The sequence below is a fragment of the Caballeronia sp. LZ043 genome (assembly GCF_031451075.1).
In the GTDB taxonomy this organism is placed as follows: Bacteria; Pseudomonadota; Gammaproteobacteria; order Burkholderiales; family Burkholderiaceae; genus Caballeronia.
This window is the reverse complement of sequence record NZ_JARUXT010000001.1, coordinates 377,331-393,563: the sequence shown is the minus strand read 5'-3', so window position 1 is coordinate 393,563 and position 16,233 is coordinate 377,331. Positions and strand designations below refer to the sequence as shown.

Below are 16,233 nucleotides of genomic sequence, written 5' to 3'. Positions count from 1 at the left end.
ATACTATTAATATGCTCACTGACGCGCTTTTTGCTACCATGCGGAATCCCTCTGGAGACGCTCTATGAAAATCACGAAACTCGAGACCTTCATCGTTCCGCCGCGCTGGTGCTTCCTCAAGATCGAAACCGACGAAGGCATCACCGGCTGGGGTGAACCCGTCGTCGAAGGCCGCGCGCATACGGTGGCCGCCGCCGTCGACGAACTGTCGGACTACCTGGTCGGCAAGGATCCGCGTCATATCGAAGACCTGTGGCAGGTGATGTACCGCTCGGGCTTCTATCGCGGCGGGCCGATCGGCATGAGCGCGATCGCGGGCGTCGATCAGGCGCTGTGGGACATCCTGGGCAAGTTTCACGGCGTGCCGGTGCATGCGCTGCTTGGCGGCCAGGTGCGTGACCGGATCAAGGTGTATTCGTGGATCGGCGGCGACCGTCCGAGCGATGTCGCGAACAACGCGCGCGCCGTGGTCGAACGCGGCTTCAAGGCCGTGAAGATGAACGGCTCGGAAGAGTTGCAGATCATCGACACCTTCGACAAGGTGCAGGGCGTGATCGACAACGTGCGCGCGGTGCGTGAGGCGGTGGGTCCGAACGTGGGCATCGGCGTGGACTTCCACGGCCGCGTGCACAAGCCGATGGCCAAGGTGCTCGCGAAGGAACTCGACCCGTACAAGCTGATGTTCATCGAGGAGCCGGTGCTGTCGGAGAACGTTGAGGCGCTGCGCGACATCGTCAGCCAGACCAGCACGCCGATCGCGCTCGGCGAGCGGCTCTATTCGCGCTGGGACTTCAAGCACATCCTGGCCGGCGGTTACGTGGACATCATCCAGCCGGACGCGTCGCACGCGGGCGGTCTCAGCGAATGCCGCAAGATCGCGACCATGGCCGAAGCCTACGATGTCGCGCTCGCGCTTCATTGTCCGCTCGGGCCGATCGCGCTTGCGACCTGTCTGCAGATCGACGCCGTCAGCTACAACGCGTTCATCCAGGAACAGAGCCTCGGCATTCACTACAACAAGGGCAACGACCTGCTCGACTACATCAAGAATCCTGAAGTCTTCAAGTATGAAGACGGCATGGTGTCGATTCCGCAGGGACCGGGCCTCGGGATCGAAGTGAACGAGGAGAAGGTGCGCGAGATGGCGAAGGTTGGCCATCGCTGGCGCAACCCGGTGTGGCGTCATGCGGATGGCAGCGTGGCCGAGTGGTGATCTCCCTGGTGTGACGGGGCGGCGTCAGTGTTTCAGCGTCGCCTCTAACGCGCCGCGCAGCGCGTTACTTACGAGCAAGGCTTCGGCGCGGTCCAGGTCCGCCGGCTTCAGCGTGCGTTCAGCCGCGCCAAGTTCTTCCATCAACACCGCGCGCATCACGCCCGGCAGTACGCCCGCATGGATGGGCGGCGTCCACCACTCGCCATCGAAACGCGCGAATACGCTGGTCCGGCCGCCTTCGGTCAGCTCGCCGCGTTCGTTGCAGAACAGCATGTCGAACGCACCTTCCGCTTCGGCGGCCTTCCACGCGCGGTCGTAGTCGGCCCGGTGCGTGGTCTTGTGGCGCAACAGCGGATCAGCCGATGCGCGCGGCGCAAAGCCACGCTCCGACGCGAGCAGCACGGCGACGCCGGGTTCAGGAAGACTGCCGAGCGGCGCGCTCGTAAGCGCGAACTGCCCGCTCTTGTCGAGTGCGATCCGCAAGCGATACGGCGTGTCCTCATCGAAGCCGGCGCAGTACTGCGCGACGTGCGCGGTCAGCGCGGCCTGATCGAACGGGAAGCCCAGGCTGGCCGCACTGCGTTTCAAGCGCGCGATGTGCCGGGCGTAGTGGCGTATGCCTTCGGCGCGCGTCGCATACGTGGTTTCGAAGAGTTCGAAACCCGGATCGGCGCCGGTCAGGAAGTGGGCTTTCAACAAACACTCCCGGTGTTCGTCGGCGGCGACGCTGTCGAGCACGATGCCCGCGCCGATGCCCAGTTGGCCGCGCCGCTGCGCGGCATCGACGACGAGCGTACGGATCGCGACCGACAGACGGCAGTCGCCGTTCGCATCGAGCCAGCCGATCGCGCCGGTGTAGAGGCCGCGCGGCGACGTCTCGATCTCGTCGATCAACTGCATCGTCCGATACTTCGGCGCGCCGGTGATCGAGCCGCACGGGAACAGCGCACGTATCAGGTCGGCGAAGGTCGTGCCGGGGATCGCGCAGGCCTCGATGGTCGAGGTCATCTGCCACAGGGCCCCGTAGGGCTCGACGGAAAACAGCGCCGGCACGTGCACCGAACCCGTGACCGCGACGCGCGACATGTCGTTGCGCAGCAAGTCGACGATCATCACGTTTTCGGCACGGTTCTTCGGGTCGCTGCTGAGCGCTTCCGGAGGGGTGTCGCGCGGCGCGGTGCCTTTCATCGGCCGCGTGCGCAGCTGGTCACCCTGTTTCTCGAAGAACAATTCCGGCGAACACGACAGCACCGATCTGCCGTCCGGCAGCGCGATCAACGCGCCGTAGTGCACGGCCTGGCGCTCCCGCAGACGCCGGTATAGCGCGAGCGGCGAGCCGAACACGTCGAAATTCAGGCGAAACGTGTAGTTGATCTGGTAGGACTCGCCTTCCCGCAACGCCTGCTGCACGGCGGCGACGGCGGTATCGAACTCGGCGCGCGTGACGCTCGGCTCGATGTCCGCGACACCCGCCACCGAAGGCTGCGCGCTCCCGGTGTCCTGCGACGCGAGCCACGCGCTCGCTTCATCGCGCGAAAGAGGCTGGCAGGCGCGGAACATCAACACCCGCAAGGCGTGATCTCCGCCACCTTCGCGGCGCTCGCTGCATTTCAATTGCAGATCGCGACCGAACTCGTAATCCGCAACGACCACCGCATGCAGTCCCGCTTGCAGATCCCGTTCGATTTCGCCGCACACCGTGTCAAGCGCATCCGGGTCCACACACGTGCGTTCGTGCGCCAGATTCGTGTATAAACGGCTCGACCGCCGTTGGGCGGTCGAGTCGTGATCATCGAGCAGCGCGAATACCGCGCTGCGCTCCTCAGTCTTCATGACAGTGCTCGCGCGTCCGTCGATCGCATCAGTCAAAGAAGCTCTTCACGCGGTCGAACCAGCTCTTGCTTTGCGGACTATGCCGCGCGCCGCCTTCCACCAGCGACTTCTCGAACTGCCGCAGCAGATCGCGCTGCTGGTCGGTGAGCTTGACCGGCGTTTCCACCTGCACGTGCACGTAGAGATCGCCCGCGATGCTCGAACGCAAACCCTTGATGCCCTTGCCGCGCAGACGGAACGTCTTGCCCGACTGCGTGCCTTCCGGCACCGTGAAGCTGGCGCGTCCCGCAAGCGTCGGCACTTCGATCTCGCCGCCCAATGCCGCCGTGGTGAACGGAATGGGCATCTGGCAATGGAGGTCGTCGCCGTCGCGCTCGAACACCGAGTGCTGCTTGATATGGATTTCCACATACAGGTCGCCGCTCGGCCCGCCGTTGATGCCCGGCTCGCCGTTGCCCGCCGAACGGATGCGCATGCCGTCGTCGATGCCCGCCGGAATCTTCACTTCCAGCGTCTTGGTTTCCTTCACCTTGCCCTGGCCGTGACAGTTCGTGCACGGCTCGGGAACGTACGTGCCGGTGCCGTGGCACTTCGGGCACGTCTGCTGGATGCTGAAAAAGCCTTGCGACATGCGCACCTGGCCCTGGCCATGACAGGTCGGGCAGGTTTCGGGCTTGGTGCCCGGCTTCGCGCCCGAGCCGTGGCAGACGTTGCAGTTCGCCCAGCTCGGCACGCGGATCTGCGTGTCGTAGCCGTGCGCCGCCTGTTCCAGCGTGATTTCCATGCTGTAGCGCAAGTCCGCGCCGCGATACACCTGTGGTCCGCCGCGCCCACGGGCGCCGCCTGCGCCGCCGCCCGCGGCCTGACCGAAGATGTCGCCGAAGATGTCGCCGAAGGCGTCCGCGAAACCGCCGAAACCTTGCGCACCCGCGCCCGCCATGTTCGGGTCCACGCCCGCATGGCCGTACTGGTCATAGGCGGCGCGCTTCTGCTGGTCGGAGAGCATTTCGTAGGCCTCTTTGACCTCCTTGAAACTCTCTTCCGACTTCTTGTTGTCCGGATTGCGGTCAGGGTGATACTTCATCGCGAGCTTGCGATATGCCTTCTTGATCTCGTCGTCGCTCGCGTTTTTCGCGACGCCCAGAACCTCGTAGTAATCCCGTTTCGCCATATCGGTTCAATGCCGCCGCGCTGAAGCGGCAGTTCCTGTCAGATGCCCGGACCGCCAGGCCCGCGCTTTGAAACTTTCGCGCCGTGCCCGAACGCGCCGAATGAGGCCTCGAGCATGACACGCTGAAAAAACAACGTGCCCGGGGAGCCGCAAGGCCCGCCAGGCGCGTTACACGTCAGACGCGTCCCGCGTCCCGGTCAAACCGACGCGGGCGCGGGACGTTGCCATCCACGCGCCCTTGCGGCTTAGTCCTTCTTGACTTCCTTGAAGTCGGCGTCGACGACGTCATCGTGCTGCTGGCTCGCGCCAGCCTCCGCCGACGCGCCCGCTGCACCCGCCGCTCCCGCTGCCGCACCTGCGGCGCCTTGCTGCGCCTGCATGTCGGCGTACATCTTTTCGCCGAGCTTCTGCGATGCCGTAGCCAGCGCCTCGACCTTCGCCTCGAGCGCGGCCTTGTCGCTTGCGCTGTCCTTCAGCGCATCTTCAAGGTCCTTCAACGCGGCTTCGATCTTTTCCTTCTCCGACGCGTCCACCTTGTCGCCGTATTCGGCAACGGCCTTCTTCGTGCTGTGGACCAGCGCGTCGCCCTGGTTGCGAACGTCGGCAAGTTCACGCAGCTTGCGGTCTTCGTCGGCGTTGGCTTCGGCGTCCTTCACCATCTTGTCGATTTCGGCGTCCGTCAAGCCCGAGTTCGCCTTGATGGTGATCTTGTTTTCCTTGCCGGTTGCCTTGTCCTTCGCACCGACGTGCAAGATGCCGTTTGCGTCGATGTCGAAGGTCACTTCGATCTGCGGCGTGCCGCGCGGCGCCGGCGGGATGCCTTCAAGATTGAATTCGCCGAGCAGCTTGTTGCCCGCGGCCATTTCACGCTCGCCCTGGAACACCTTGATGGTCACGGCGCCCTGGTTGTCATCCGCCGTCGAATACACTTGCGCGTGCTTCGTCGGGATCGTGGTGTTCTTGTTGATCATCTTCGTCATGACGCCGCCGAGCGTTTCGATGCCCAGCGAAAGCGGCGTGACGTCGAGCAGCAGCACGTCCTTGCGGTCGCCCGACAGCACCTGGCCTTGAATCGCAGCGCCAACCGCCACGGCTTCATCCGGGTTCACGTCACGGCGCGGATCCTTGCCGAAGAACTCCTTCACCTTTTCCTGCACCTTCGGCATGCGCGTCATGCCGCCGACCAGGATCACGTCGTCGATTTCGCCGACCTTCACGCCCGCATCCTTGATGGCGATGCGGCACGGTTCAATCGTGCGCTCGATCAGCTCTTCGACGAGCGCTTCGAGCTTCGCGCGGGTGAACTTGAGGTTCAAGTGCTTCGGACCCGACGCGTCTGCCGTGATGTACGGCAGATTGATGTCGGTCTGCGCCGTGGACGACAGTTCGATCTTGGCCTTTTCAGCCGCTTCCTTCAGGCGCTGCAGCGCGAGCACGTCCTTCGAGAGGTCGACGCCCTGCTCTTTCTTGAACTCGCCGATGATGTAGTCGATGATGCGCTGGTCGAAGTCTTCACCGCCGAGGAACGTGTCGCCGTTGGTGGAGAGCACTTCGAACTGCTTCTCGCCATCCACGTCCGCGATTTCGATGATCGAGATGTCGAACGTGCCGCCGCCCAGGTCGAACACGGCGATCTTGCGGTCGCCCTTTTCGGCCTTGTCGAGACCGAAGGCGAGCGCGGCTGCCGTCGGTTCGTTGATGATGCGCTTGACTTCCAGGCCGGCGATGCGGCCCGCGTCCTTGGTAGCCTGACGCTGGCTGTCGTTGAAGTACGCCGGAACCGTGATGACGGCTTCCGTCACCGGCTCGCCGAGGTAGTCTTCAGCGGTCTTCTTCATCTTGCGCAGCACTTCCGCGGACACCTGCGACGGCGCGAGGTTCTTGCCGTGCGCCTCGACCCATGCGTCGCCGTTGTCGTGCTTGACAATCTTGTAGGGCATCAGGTTGATGTCCTTCTGCACTTCCTTCTCTTCGAAACGGCGTCCGATCAGGCGCTTGACCGCGTACAGCGTGTTGCGCGGGTTGGTGACCGACTGACGCTTCGCCGGCGCGCCGACGAGAATTTCGTTGTCGTCGAGATACGCGATGATCGACGGCGTGGTGCGCGCGCCTTCCGAGTTCTCGATGACCTTGACCTGATTGCCTTCCATCAGCGCCACGCACGAATTCGTGGTGCCGAGGTCGATACCGATGATTTTGCCCATTTTTTATCCTCTCCTAGCTTTGATCGCAGTGGCGTTGCGGCGGCGAGTTGGATCGCCCGATGCCGGCGGATCCGCCGACTCATTCGCCGATTTACCGGGCCGAACACCCAAAATTCATACCTGTACGCAAGATAAGTGCGCCAGTTTCGATTTCAAGACCCTGAAACCGATGCGGTCTATAGTTTTTTTGCGAAGCGGCCGGCTACGCACCGGCTGGTTCGCTCGAGCGCCTTACTTCGGAGCTGCGACAGTCACGAGCGCCGGACGCAACACGCGGTCGGCAATGACGTAGCCTTTCTGCAGCACCGAAACGACCGTGTTGGCATCCTGCTCGGCGGGCACCATCGAAATGGCCTGATGACGATGCGGATCGAACTTCTCGCCCACTGGGTTCAACGCCACGACACGGCCCTTTTCGAGGGCGCCCGTGAGCTGCTTGAGCGTCAGTTCGACGCCCTCGCGCACCTTGGCGAGGTCGCTCGACTGGTCGGCCAGCGCGGCTTCCAGGCTGTCCAGCACCGGGAGCAGGTTCTCCGCGAAGCTTTCGATCGCGAATTTATGCGCCTTCGACACATCTTCCTGGCTGCGGCGGCGGACGTTTTCCGTCTCTGCCTTCGCGCGCAGAAAGTCTTCTTTCAGCGCGACGATGGTGGCCTGCGCCTCGGCGAGCGCGGCATCGGCCGCGTCCGGCGCGGCAGACGCTGCGTTGGGCTGCGCGGACTGCGCCGTTTCGGCTGCGGCCTGGCCAGGAGTGGCATCGGCGGCCTGGCGCGCGGTTTCGTCGGCGGGCGTGGGGTTCTGGCTCGCTGAATTCTCTTGCGTGTTTTCCATGTCGCTGAATGTGTATTGCTGTGAGTTGAATCGGATGAGAAAACAGGGCATTGGCGCTGTTTTCCGCACTAGCTGCGGAAGTTGGGGCATCACGGACATTTTCAAGCCGTGACGGCGAACTTTTCGGACGATTTTCAGCGTGCAGACGAAGCGCTGACGCCTGAAACGAGCGGTAACGCGCGTTTTGCCGCACCGCGCAGAATGAGATTGAGGGAAAGCCCCCGGTCTCCTACACTCCAGAGAAGCACCCGCAGGACGCACGTTAACCCTAATCCTCCGAATGCTTCAAACCCGCTTCAGCCTTTGCCCGTTTCCTGACCCTGCCCCGTAGCGCCCGCATGCACCTGCATGCGCCTCGTGGCCGGGGAAACCCATTACCGGGGGTACCATGAAACTGACCTTTGCTATCGCGGTGGTCGCCCTGGTACTCGTCGCGGGCACCACCACCATCTGCATGTCAGGCGCGGTCACCGACCGCACCACCGAATACGGCGGCGTTCACGCCACCATGGAACGCTACTTCAATCCGAACCAGAAAGTTTGTCGATGACGCGCCGGTCGCGCTTCGTCGGCCTGCCCTGCAGCTGCGCGGCCGGCTCGCGGAAGGTCCGGCGCCGTTCGGCTTCGGCCATGCGTTGCGCGCGTCCGTCCTCCGTCTCGGCATAGAGCGTCTGCGCCACGCTGGCCGGCCCGCGCACGTCGCACACGCCCAGCACCTCGACCCGCCAGACAATGCGCTCGATATCGATCTCGACGAGATCGCCCACGCGCACTTCCTTCGAAGGCTTCACGCCCGCGCCGCCGATCTTCACGCGGCCCTTCTCCACCGCGTCGCTCGCGAGCGAACGCGTCTTGAAGAAGCGCGCCGCCCACAGCCATTTGTCGATGCGCAGGCGCCCGCCGCGATCCGTCGAAATCTTGTAGTTCATCGCTGCATGCTGGTTGAAGCCGGATTCACGCGACCGCGCTGAGCGGCTGCGGCGCCTGCACGGGCCACCCTTGCAGATGCTGCGCCGCGATTTCGCCGATGCCCTTGATCCACGCAGGCGACGCGTTCAGGCAGGGAATCCGGTGAAAGTGCTTGCCGCCGGCCTTCAGGAACTCGTCGCGCACCTCGATGCCGATTTCCTCGATGGTCTCCAGACAATCCGCCGTGAAACCGGGGCAAAACACGTCGACGCGCGTCACGCCGCCCGCGCCCAGTTCCGCGAGCGTGGGCGCGGTGTAGGGCTGCAGCCACTCCGCGCGGCCGAAGCGCGACTGGAAGGTCACGCGGCACTCGACCGGCGTGAGCCCAAGCGCGGCGGTGAGCAGCGAGCCGGTCTGCTGGCACTGGTCGTGATACGGATCGCCGAGATCCATGGTGCGCTTGGGCACGCCGTGGAAGCTCAGCACCAGTTTGTCGCCGGCCGCGAAATCCGGCGCGCCGTGATGCCGCCAGTAGTCGCGCACCTGCTCGGCGAGCGCGGCGATATACGCGGGATGATCCGCGTAATGGCGCACCGTGCGGATCTCGGGCTGATTGCGCACGCGCTTCAGGGCGGTAAAGGCGTCGTCGAAGGCGGTGGCCGTGGTGGAGGACGAATACTGCGGATACATGGGCAGCAGCAGGATGCGCTCCGCGCCTTCGAGCTTGAGCTGATTCAGCATGGCGCCGATGCCGGGTGTGCCGTAGCGCATGGCATAGTCCACGATCACGCGATAGTCGTTCGCCGCGAACAGCCGCCGCAATCCTTCCACCTGCTTCTCGGTATGCACCCGCAGTGGCGAACCTTCCGGCATCCACACCTGCGCATATTTGCGGGCCGAGGCGCGCCCGCGCAGCGGCAGGATCAATAGCCGCAGGATGAATTGCCAGACCAGCGACGGAATCTCCACCACGCGCGGGTCCGACAGGAACTGCGCCAGATACTTGCGCACGGCCCGCGGCGTGGGCGCGTCCGGCGTGCCGAGATTGATCAGCAGCACCGCGACGCGATGAGAAGCGCTGGGCTGCGAGGGCAACTCGAGGTCGAAACGCATAGGGCAGGCGGGCCGGAGGCGGTGGCTGAAAGGTGAGGACCATTATAGCGGCGCGCTTTCGGCCGCATCATCGGCCGAATGGCCGAGTAGCGCCGCCCGTCGACACCCGTCAAGATGAGCGCAACGAGGACGTCACTGATGACTGAGCGACATCGAGAGCAGCCGCGCGGTGATATCCACGATCGGAATCACACGGTTGTAGGCCATGCGCGTCGGGCCAATCACGCCGAGCGTGCCCACGATCTTCCCGTTCACTTCGTACGGCGCGGTAACCACGCTCATTTCCTCGATGGGCACCAGGTTCGACTCGCCGCCAATGAAGATCTGCACGCCCTGCGCGTGGCTGGACACATCGAGCAGTTGCAGCAGCGAGGTCTTCTGGTCGAACAGGTCGAAGAGCTTGCGCAGCCGCGCCATGTCGGAGGAGAGGTCGGCCACTTCCAGCAGGTTGCGCTCGCCGGAAATGAGCACGGTGTCCATCGGGTCCGTCTCGGTGGTGGTCGCCACCACGGCGGCCTGCATCAGCGTGGTCATGTCGCCGCGCAGCTGGTCGATTTCCTCGCGCAGGCGGCGGCGCACCTCGTCGAAGGACAGGCCCGCGAAATGCGCGTTGATGTAGTTGGAGGCTTCCGTGAGCTGGGACGGCGAGTAATCGCGCTGGGTCGCCATCATGCGATTCTGCACGTCGCCCTCAGGCGTGACGATGATGAGCAGAATGCGTTTGTCCGACAGCCGCATGAACTCGATCTGCTTGAACATGTGGCTGCGGCGCGGCGTCAGTACGACACCCGCGAACGAAGACAGGCTGGACAGCACGCTCGCCGCGGCCGCGACGATCTTCTGCGGTTCCTCGCCCTGCAAGCGGGTCTTCACCGCGGTTGTCATCGCTTCGTCTTGCGGCGCTTCCACAGTCAGCATCGTGTCGACGAACAGGCGGTAGCCGCGCGGTGTCGGAATGCGTCCCGCCGAGGTATGCGGACTCGCCACGAGGCCCAGGTCCTCGAGGTCGGACATCACATTGCGGATTGTTGCGGGGCTCAGCTCCAGGCCGGAGTGCCGTGATAACGTGCGCGAACCGACCGGCTGACCTTCGGCGATGTAGCGCTCGATCAGCGTCTTGAGGAGGGTTTGTGCACGTGGGTCTAGCATGGCCGGATTTTAGCTCAATGGGGCAGGTGGCGGCGCGCCGCGGCTCATGGGTAGAGTTGGGGTGGGTCTGGCGTTCCACGATTCTCACGCTGCGTCACGTTGCCTCGCGTTGCAGCGCGCCGCATCGCGTTCAACGTCCGCTCCATTCTAGCGAGAAACAATGGGCATGCCGGCGCGCGTTTCGCCCCGACGTGTGCGAGCGCTTGCGGCGCGGGACCCACGGTTCTTTTCGCTCACTGACTATGGTGTAATGCCGGCATGGAAATCGGTCAATTCAAGACGGTCGCCCTCGTCGGGCGCCCCAATACGCCAGGCATCGAGCCGCCGCTGCGAGCGCTCGCCGATGTCCTCGCGCAGCAAGGCTTCGAGGTCGTGTTCGAGGCGGGCACCGCGAAGGAGGTCGGCGTGACGGAATTCCCGGCGCTCTCCATCGCCGAGATGGGCGCCCGCGCGGACGTCGCCATCGTGCTCGGCGGCGACGGCACCATGCTTGGCATCGGCCGGCAGCTCGCGCCGTACAGGACGCCGCTCATCGGCGTGAATCACGGACGCCTCGGCTTCATCACGGACATTCCGCTCAAGGAAATGAGCGAGATCATCCCGCAAATGCTGGCCGGGCAGTTCGAGCGCGAGGAACGCACCCTGCTCGAAGCGCGCATCGTACGCAACGAGAAACCCATCTATCACGCGCTCGCCTTCAATGACGTCGTGGTGAATCGCAGCGGCTTCTCCGGCATGGCCGAATTGCGCGTCTCGGTGGACGGGCACTTCATGTACAACCAGCGTTCGGACGGCCTGATCGTCGCCACGCCCACCGGCTCGACCGCCTACGCGCTGTCGTCGGCGGGGCCGATCCTGCATCCGCAGCTGCAAGGCTTCGTGCTCGTGCCGATCGCGCCGCACTCGCTGTCGAATCGTCCGATCGTGCTGCCCGACGACTCCAAGGTCACCATCCAGATCATCGGCGGCCGGGACGTGAACGTGAATTTCGACATGCAGTCCTTCACCGCCGTCGAGCTCAACGACGCCATCGAGGTCCGCCGCTCGAAGCATACGGTGCCGGTGCTGCATCCGGTCGGCTACAGCACCTACGCGACGCTGCGCAAGAAGCTGCACTGGAACGAGCATCCGTCGCAGGACACCTCCACTCTCTGATCCGATTCGCCAGACCCTCTTCCGCGAAGCATCCATGCTCCGACACCTCTCCATTCGAGACTTCGTCATCGTCGCCGCGCTCGACATCGAGTTCGACTCCGGCTTCACGGTCTTTTCGGGCGAAACCGGCGCCGGCAAATCCATCCTGATCGACGCCCTCGCGCTCACGCTCGGCGCGCGCGGCGACGCGGGCGTCGTGCGCACCGGCCAGCCGCGCGCCGACATCACCGCCGAATTCTCCACGCATGCGCTGGTCTTGGCCTGGCTGGAGGAGCACGCGCTTGGCGAAGCAGGCGCCGACACCGTGATGTTGCGACGGGTGATCGACTCGAACGGCCGCTCGCGCGCGTTCATCAACGGCACGCCGGCGACGCTCGCGCAGCTGCGCGAAGTGGGCGAGATGCTGGTCGATATCCATGGCCAGCACGCGCATCAATTGCTGATGCGTCCCGACGCGCAGCGCGAACTCTTCGACACCCACGCGCAGTTGCTGGACACCGCCGGCGCGGTGAATCGCGCGTGGCGCGCCTGGCGCGACGCCCAGCAGGCGCTGGAAAGCGCGCAGAGCCGCGATCGCGAGCTGCAACTGGAACGCGAACGCCTCGCATGGCAGTTGAGTGAATTCGACAAGCTCGCGCCGCAGCCGGGCGAATGGGAGGAAGTGAGCGCGGAGCAGCATCGGCTGTCGCATTCTGCGAGTCTCATCGACGGCGTGCAGGGCGCGCTCGGCGCGCTGTCCGAGTCCGACGAGGCGATGATCTCGCAGCTCGGCGCCATCACGTCGAAGCTGCGCGGCCTCGCGGATATCGATCCGGCATTGAACGACGTGCTCGCGTCGCTCGAACCGGCCGAGATCCAGTTGCAGGAAGCGGCGTATTCCCTGTCGCACTACGCGCAGCGACTCGAACTCGATCCCGAGCGGCTGGCGCAAGTGGACCGGCGCATGGATCAGCTGCACTCCACCGCACGCAAGTTCCGTCTTCAGCCGGAGAACCTGCCTGAAGAGCACGAGGCACGCCGCCGCCAGCTGGCCGAACTCGACGCCGCAGGCGATCTCGACGCGCTCGCCGCCGCTGCCGAAAAGGCACGCGGCGTCTATCTCGAACAGGCGAAGGGCTTGTCGAAGGCGCGCGGAAAGGCGGCGAAGAACCTGTCGAAGGCGGTCACCGAAGGCATGCAGGAACTGTCGATGGCAGGCGGCAGCTTCGACGTCACGCTTGTTCCGCTCGCGGAAGGCGGCGCCAACGGTCTGGAGCAGATCGAGTTTCGCGTCGCGGGTCATGCGGGCGTCGCGCTCAGGCCGCTCGCAAAGGTCGCGTCCGGCGGCGAACTGGCGCGTATCAGCCTCGCGCTGGCCGTCATCGCCAGCACGGCGAGCCCGACGCCCACGCTGATCTTCGACGAAGTGGACACCGGCATCGGCGGCGGCGTGGCGGAAGTGGTCGGGCGTCTGCTGCATCAGCTCGGACAGCATCGTCAGGTGCTGTGCGTCACGCATTTGCCGCAAGTCGCGGCACGCGGCGACCAGCATTTCCAGGTGGCCAAGGCCTCCGACGACGCCGGCGGCACTGTCAGCACGGTCACGCCGCTGGACAAGCCGAAGCGCATCGAGGAAGTGGCGCGCATGCTCGGCGGCCTGGAGATCACCGCGACCACCCGCAAGCACGCCAAGGAAATGCTCGCAGCCTGAGCGAACGGCGCGGCTCCGGAGCCGCGCCTTCAGAACCTTGACTCAGGAAGCCACGGCAAACACCCGCTTCCATAACGCCGTCACCGCCTCGCGCTCGCCCTGCACTTCGTCCGGCGCCACGCGCGCCTTTTCCATGCCGTCGAGCCGCATCCGGTGCTGCAGCTTGCGATAGTGCCGGTAGATGGCGCCGATCGTGTCCGCTTCATCGGCTGAAATCAGGCCGCTCTGCGCGGCAATCCTGAGCAGCGAGATGTTCCCCGCGTTGCGCACGAACTCGCGATGCTCGCGCGCATGCAGCAACACCCAGTACTGCACGACGAACTCGATATCCACCATGCCGCCGCGATCGTGCTTCAGGTCGAACAGTGCGCTTCGGTTCGGATGTCCGTCGGCGACGCGCTGACGCATCGACGCAATCTCGCGCGCCAGCGCCGCCGCATCGCGCTCCGTCACCATCACGTCCGCACGGATCGCCTCGAACTGCGCGCCGATGCCCGCATCGCCCGCGCTGAAACGCGCGCGCGACAGCGCCTGATGCTCCCATACCCACGCCGTGTTGGCGGCGTCGCCCTCGCGGATCTGATAGCGGCGGAAGGTGTCCAGATCGGTCACGAGCAGCCCGGATTCGCCGTTCGGACGCAGCCGCAGATCGACATCGAACAGCGTGCCCGCGCCGGTCGCCGACGTGAGCCAGGTGATCAGGCGGCGCGTGAACATCGCGTAGATCTCGGACGCGGCGTCATGCGGATCGTCATACAGGAAGATGAGATCCAGGTCCGACGCATAGCCCAGTTCCTTGCCGCCGAGCTTGCCGTAGGCGATGACCGAGAACAGCGGCGTCTCGCGATGCCGCTTCGGGAACTGCTGCCAGACGGTCTGCACGGTGACGTCGAGCACGGCGTCGGCAAGCTCGGACAGACGGTCGCTCACGTGCTCCACCGTCAGACGCCCCGCGAGGTCGATCAGCAGGATCCGGAACACTTCGGCCTGATGCGCGTGGCGCAGCAGATCCATCTGATGCTCGGCGTCCTCGGCGGCCTGCAGCCGGGCCGTCAGCGAGCGCTTGAACTGCGTCCAGTCGAACGGGCTCGCGATGGCCTCGTCGTCGAGCAGTTCATCGAGCAGTTGCGGATGGCGGATCAGATAGCCCGCCGCCCAGCGCGAGCCCGACAGCACCGACAGCACGCGCTCCAGCGCCGCCGGATACTCGGTCAGCAGCGCCAGATAGGCGCCGCGCCGCCCGATGCCTTCGAGCAGGTCGAACAGGCGCGCGATGGTATCGGCGCGACGGGTTGCATCGATCGACTGCACGGCTTCGAGCGCCCGCTGCGCGACGATGTCGAAACGCTCGCGGCTCTGCGGCGGCAGGCTGGCGTAGCGCGTCGAATTCCATACGGCGGTCAGGCGCGACAGCACGGGCGCCGGATCCGCGAAGCCAAGTTCGACGAGCCGCGCACCCAGTTCTTCCTGCGCGGAATCGTCGGCGAGCGCGCTGCTCCAGATCCAAGACGCCGCCGAATCGTCCGACACGCCGCAGCCGCCCTCGCCGCTCACCTTGTCGGCGAAGATCGCGTCGAACTGCTGTTCGACGAACTCGCGATGCGCGTCGAGCTTGTCCATCAACGCCGCGTAGTCCGCAAAGCCGAGCGAAGCCGCGAGGCGCGCGCGTTCGTCATCGTCGACGGGCATCGCGTGCGTCTGCGCATCGTTGCGATACTGCAGCCGATGCTCGACCGTGCGCAGAAACAGATACGCATCCGACAGCGCCTCACACACGGCCGGCGCAAGCAGGCCGTGCGCCTCGGCGCGTTCGAGCACGGCCAGCGTCGGACGAATGCGGAAATCCGCTGCCTGCCCGCCGCGAATCAACTGGAACACCTGCGCACTGAACTCGATCTCGCGAATGCCGCCACGCCCGAGCTTGATGTCGTCGGCCTTGTCGGGACGCATCGAGGCGCGGCGCCGCGCTTCCTGACGGATCTGCTGATGCAGCGCGCGGATCGCCGCGATCACGCCGTAGTCGAGATAGCGGCGATAGATGAACGGCGTCGCGATGGCTTCGAGCTGCCTGACGAGGCGCTGTCCCGATTCGCTCTGCGTCTCCGAGACGAGCCGCCCCTTGATCCACGCATAGCGTTCCCATTCGCGGCCCTGCACGTAGAAATATTCCTCGAGCATGCCGAGGCTGCACACGAGCGGTCCGGAGTCGCCGTTGGGACGCAGCCGCATGTCCACGCGGAACACATAGCCGTCCGCGGTGATTTCCGCGAGCGCGCCGATCAGCCGCCGGCCGAGCCGTGTGAAGAATTCCTGGGTAGTGAGCGCCGCGCGCGTGCCGCCGGCGGTCTCGCCGTCTTCCTCGTAGACGAAGATCAGATCGATGTCCGACGACGCATTCAGTTCGCGCCCGCCGAGCTTGCCCATGCCGACCACGCCGAGCGTCAGCCGCTCGCCCTCTGGTCCGCGCGGCTCGCCGAACAGCGCTTCGAGATCCGCCGAGAGCACGGCGAGCGCGCGCTGCACCGTCACTTCGGCGAGATCGGTCATGGCGCCGGTGACTTCGGCGACATTCGCCGCGCCCGCGAGATCGCGTTCCATCACCGTGCAGAACACTTCTGTCCGCACGCGCCGCAGCGCGGTCTTGAGCGCGGCTTCATCGAGCGTGCCGTGTGCGGCGCCGGGCGCGCAATGCGCATCGAGCCGTGCTTCGATCCATTGCCGCGTGACGGGCGCCTGCTTCCACTCCGCCACGCTGGACGCCAGTTCGGGACGCGCAGCATAGGCGCGCGCTGCATAGTTGGAATAGTCGGAACTGAGGAGAGTGGCGTCGGTCATGAAAGGTTGGGTTCGCTCATTGCTTCTGCTCTTAACTTTCTGAAATGTCACGGACCCCGCACACTGCCGTCCGAGTCTTGCCGGGCGCGGCTCTGCGCGCTTTCACGAGCGCACGGACGGCGGCGGTCAA

At 65.1% G+C, this 16,233-nt stretch carries 12 protein-coding genes; 4 read left to right on the top strand and 8 right to left on the bottom strand.

The window, feature by feature from the left end; genetic code table 11:
- Positions 1–64 precede the first annotated feature (64 nt).
- Entirely contained in the window at positions 65–1,213 is a 1,149-nt protein-coding gene (gene dgoD / locus QCE64_RS01855; RefSeq protein WP_309807271.1) for a galactonate dehydratase, read from the top strand.
- 24 nt (positions 1,214–1,237) lie between these two features.
- Here dgoD and pabB read toward each other — a convergent pair whose 3' ends face one another.
- From pabB to grpE, 4 genes are all read right to left on the bottom strand, one after another.
- The gene (gene pabB, locus QCE64_RS01850; protein WP_310002506.1) at positions 1,238–3,046 is read right to left on the bottom strand and encodes an aminodeoxychorismate synthase component I; all 1,809 of its coding nucleotides are present in this window, start codon (positions 3,044–3,046) and stop codon (positions 1,238–1,240) included.
- Between the two features lie 28 nt (positions 3,047–3,074).
- Positions 3,075–4,217, bottom strand: a complete 1,143-nt coding sequence (gene dnaJ, locus QCE64_RS01845) for a molecular chaperone DnaJ (RefSeq protein WP_309807269.1) — start codon at positions 4,215–4,217, stop codon at positions 3,075–3,077.
- Between the two features lie 245 nt (positions 4,218–4,462).
- Complete coding sequence (gene dnaK, locus QCE64_RS01840) at positions 4,463–6,421, bottom strand: molecular chaperone DnaK (protein WP_309929175.1); 1,959 nt, start codon at positions 6,419–6,421, stop codon at positions 4,463–4,465.
- Between the two features lie 231 nt (positions 6,422–6,652).
- On the bottom strand, positions 6,653–7,252 hold the full coding sequence (gene grpE, locus QCE64_RS01835) for a nucleotide exchange factor GrpE (protein WP_310002505.1): 600 nt from the start codon (positions 7,250–7,252) through the stop codon (positions 6,653–6,655).
- A 388-nt stretch (positions 7,253–7,640) separates the two neighbouring features.
- Here grpE and QCE64_RS01830 point away from each other — a divergent pair, with 388 nt between their 5' ends.
- Positions 7,641–7,802, top strand: a complete 162-nt coding sequence (locus QCE64_RS01830) for a hypothetical protein (protein ID WP_309807266.1) — start codon at positions 7,641–7,643, stop codon at positions 7,800–7,802.
- Here the strand turns inward: QCE64_RS01830 and QCE64_RS01825 are convergent.
- From QCE64_RS01825 to hrcA, 3 genes are all read right to left on the bottom strand, one after another.
- Positions 7,774–8,181, bottom strand: a complete 408-nt coding sequence (locus QCE64_RS01825; protein WP_310002504.1) for an RNA-binding S4 domain-containing protein — start codon at positions 8,179–8,181, stop codon at positions 7,774–7,776. The two genes, QCE64_RS01830 and QCE64_RS01825, sit on opposite strands and share 29 nt — an antisense overlap.
- Positions 8,182–8,206: 25 nt before the next feature.
- Positions 8,207–9,274, bottom strand: coding sequence for a ferrochelatase (gene hemH, locus QCE64_RS01820; RefSeq protein WP_309913839.1), 1,068 nt, complete (start codon positions 9,272–9,274; stop codon positions 8,207–8,209).
- A gap of 132 nt (positions 9,275–9,406) precedes the next feature.
- Positions 9,407–10,423 (bottom strand): heat-inducible transcriptional repressor HrcA, encoded by a 1,017-nt coding sequence (gene hrcA / locus QCE64_RS01815; protein ID WP_309807262.1) that lies wholly within the window; start codon positions 10,421–10,423, stop codon positions 9,407–9,409.
- Positions 10,424–10,681: 258 nt separating this feature from the next.
- On the opposite strand from hrcA, the gene QCE64_RS01810 reads away from it, so the two are divergent.
- Both QCE64_RS01810 and recN read left to right on the top strand, forming a co-directional pair.
- Entirely contained in the window at positions 10,682–11,578 is an 897-nt protein-coding gene (locus tag QCE64_RS01810; RefSeq protein WP_309913836.1) for an NAD kinase, read from the top strand.
- A gap of 34 nt (positions 11,579–11,612) precedes the next feature.
- Complete coding sequence (gene recN / locus QCE64_RS01805; protein ID WP_309913834.1) at positions 11,613–13,268, top strand: DNA repair protein RecN; 1,656 nt, start codon at positions 11,613–11,615, stop codon at positions 13,266–13,268.
- A gap of 42 nt (positions 13,269–13,310) precedes the next feature.
- Here recN and glnE read toward each other — a convergent pair whose 3' ends face one another.
- Positions 13,311–16,154, bottom strand: coding sequence for a bifunctional [glutamate--ammonia ligase]-adenylyl-L-tyrosine phosphorylase/[glutamate--ammonia-ligase] adenylyltransferase (gene glnE, locus QCE64_RS01800; protein ID WP_309929166.1), 2,844 nt, complete (start codon positions 16,152–16,154; stop codon positions 13,311–13,313).
- Positions 16,155–16,233: the final 79 nt, after the last annotated feature.

What these genes read in the sequence shown, in the direction of transcription:
- grpE (WP_310002505.1), bottom strand. Translation starts at nt 7,252, where the DNA reads ATGGAAAACACGCAAGAGAATTCAGCGAGCCAGAACCCCACGCCCGCC.
- recN (WP_309913834.1), top strand. Translation starts at nt 11,613, where the DNA reads ATGCTCCGACACCTCTCCATTCGAGACTTCGTCATCGTCGCCGCGCTC.
- dnaJ (WP_309807269.1), bottom strand. Translation starts at nt 4,217, where the DNA reads ATGGCGAAACGGGATTACTACGAGGTTCTGGGCGTCGCGAAAAACGCG.
- pabB (WP_310002506.1), bottom strand. Translation starts at nt 3,046, where the DNA reads ATGAAGACTGAGGAGCGCAGCGCGGTATTCGCGCTGCTCGATGATCAC.
- hemH (WP_309913839.1), bottom strand. Translation starts at nt 9,274, where the DNA reads ATGCGTTTCGACCTCGAGTTGCCCTCGCAGCCCAGCGCTTCTCATCGC.
- QCE64_RS01810 (WP_309913836.1), top strand. Translation starts at nt 10,682, where the DNA reads ATGGAAATCGGTCAATTCAAGACGGTCGCCCTCGTCGGGCGCCCCAAT.
- QCE64_RS01830 (WP_309807266.1), top strand. Translation starts at nt 7,641, where the DNA reads ATGAAACTGACCTTTGCTATCGCGGTGGTCGCCCTGGTACTCGTCGCG.
- hrcA (WP_309807262.1), bottom strand. Translation starts at nt 10,423, where the DNA reads ATGCTAGACCCACGTGCACAAACCCTCCTCAAGACGCTGATCGAGCGC.
- dnaK (WP_309929175.1), bottom strand. Translation starts at nt 6,421, where the DNA reads ATGGGCAAAATCATCGGTATCGACCTCGGCACCACGAATTCGTGCGTG.
- QCE64_RS01825 (WP_310002504.1), bottom strand. Translation starts at nt 8,181, where the DNA reads ATGAACTACAAGATTTCGACGGATCGCGGCGGGCGCCTGCGCATCGAC.
- dgoD (WP_309807271.1), top strand. Translation starts at nt 65, where the DNA reads ATGAAAATCACGAAACTCGAGACCTTCATCGTTCCGCCGCGCTGGTGC.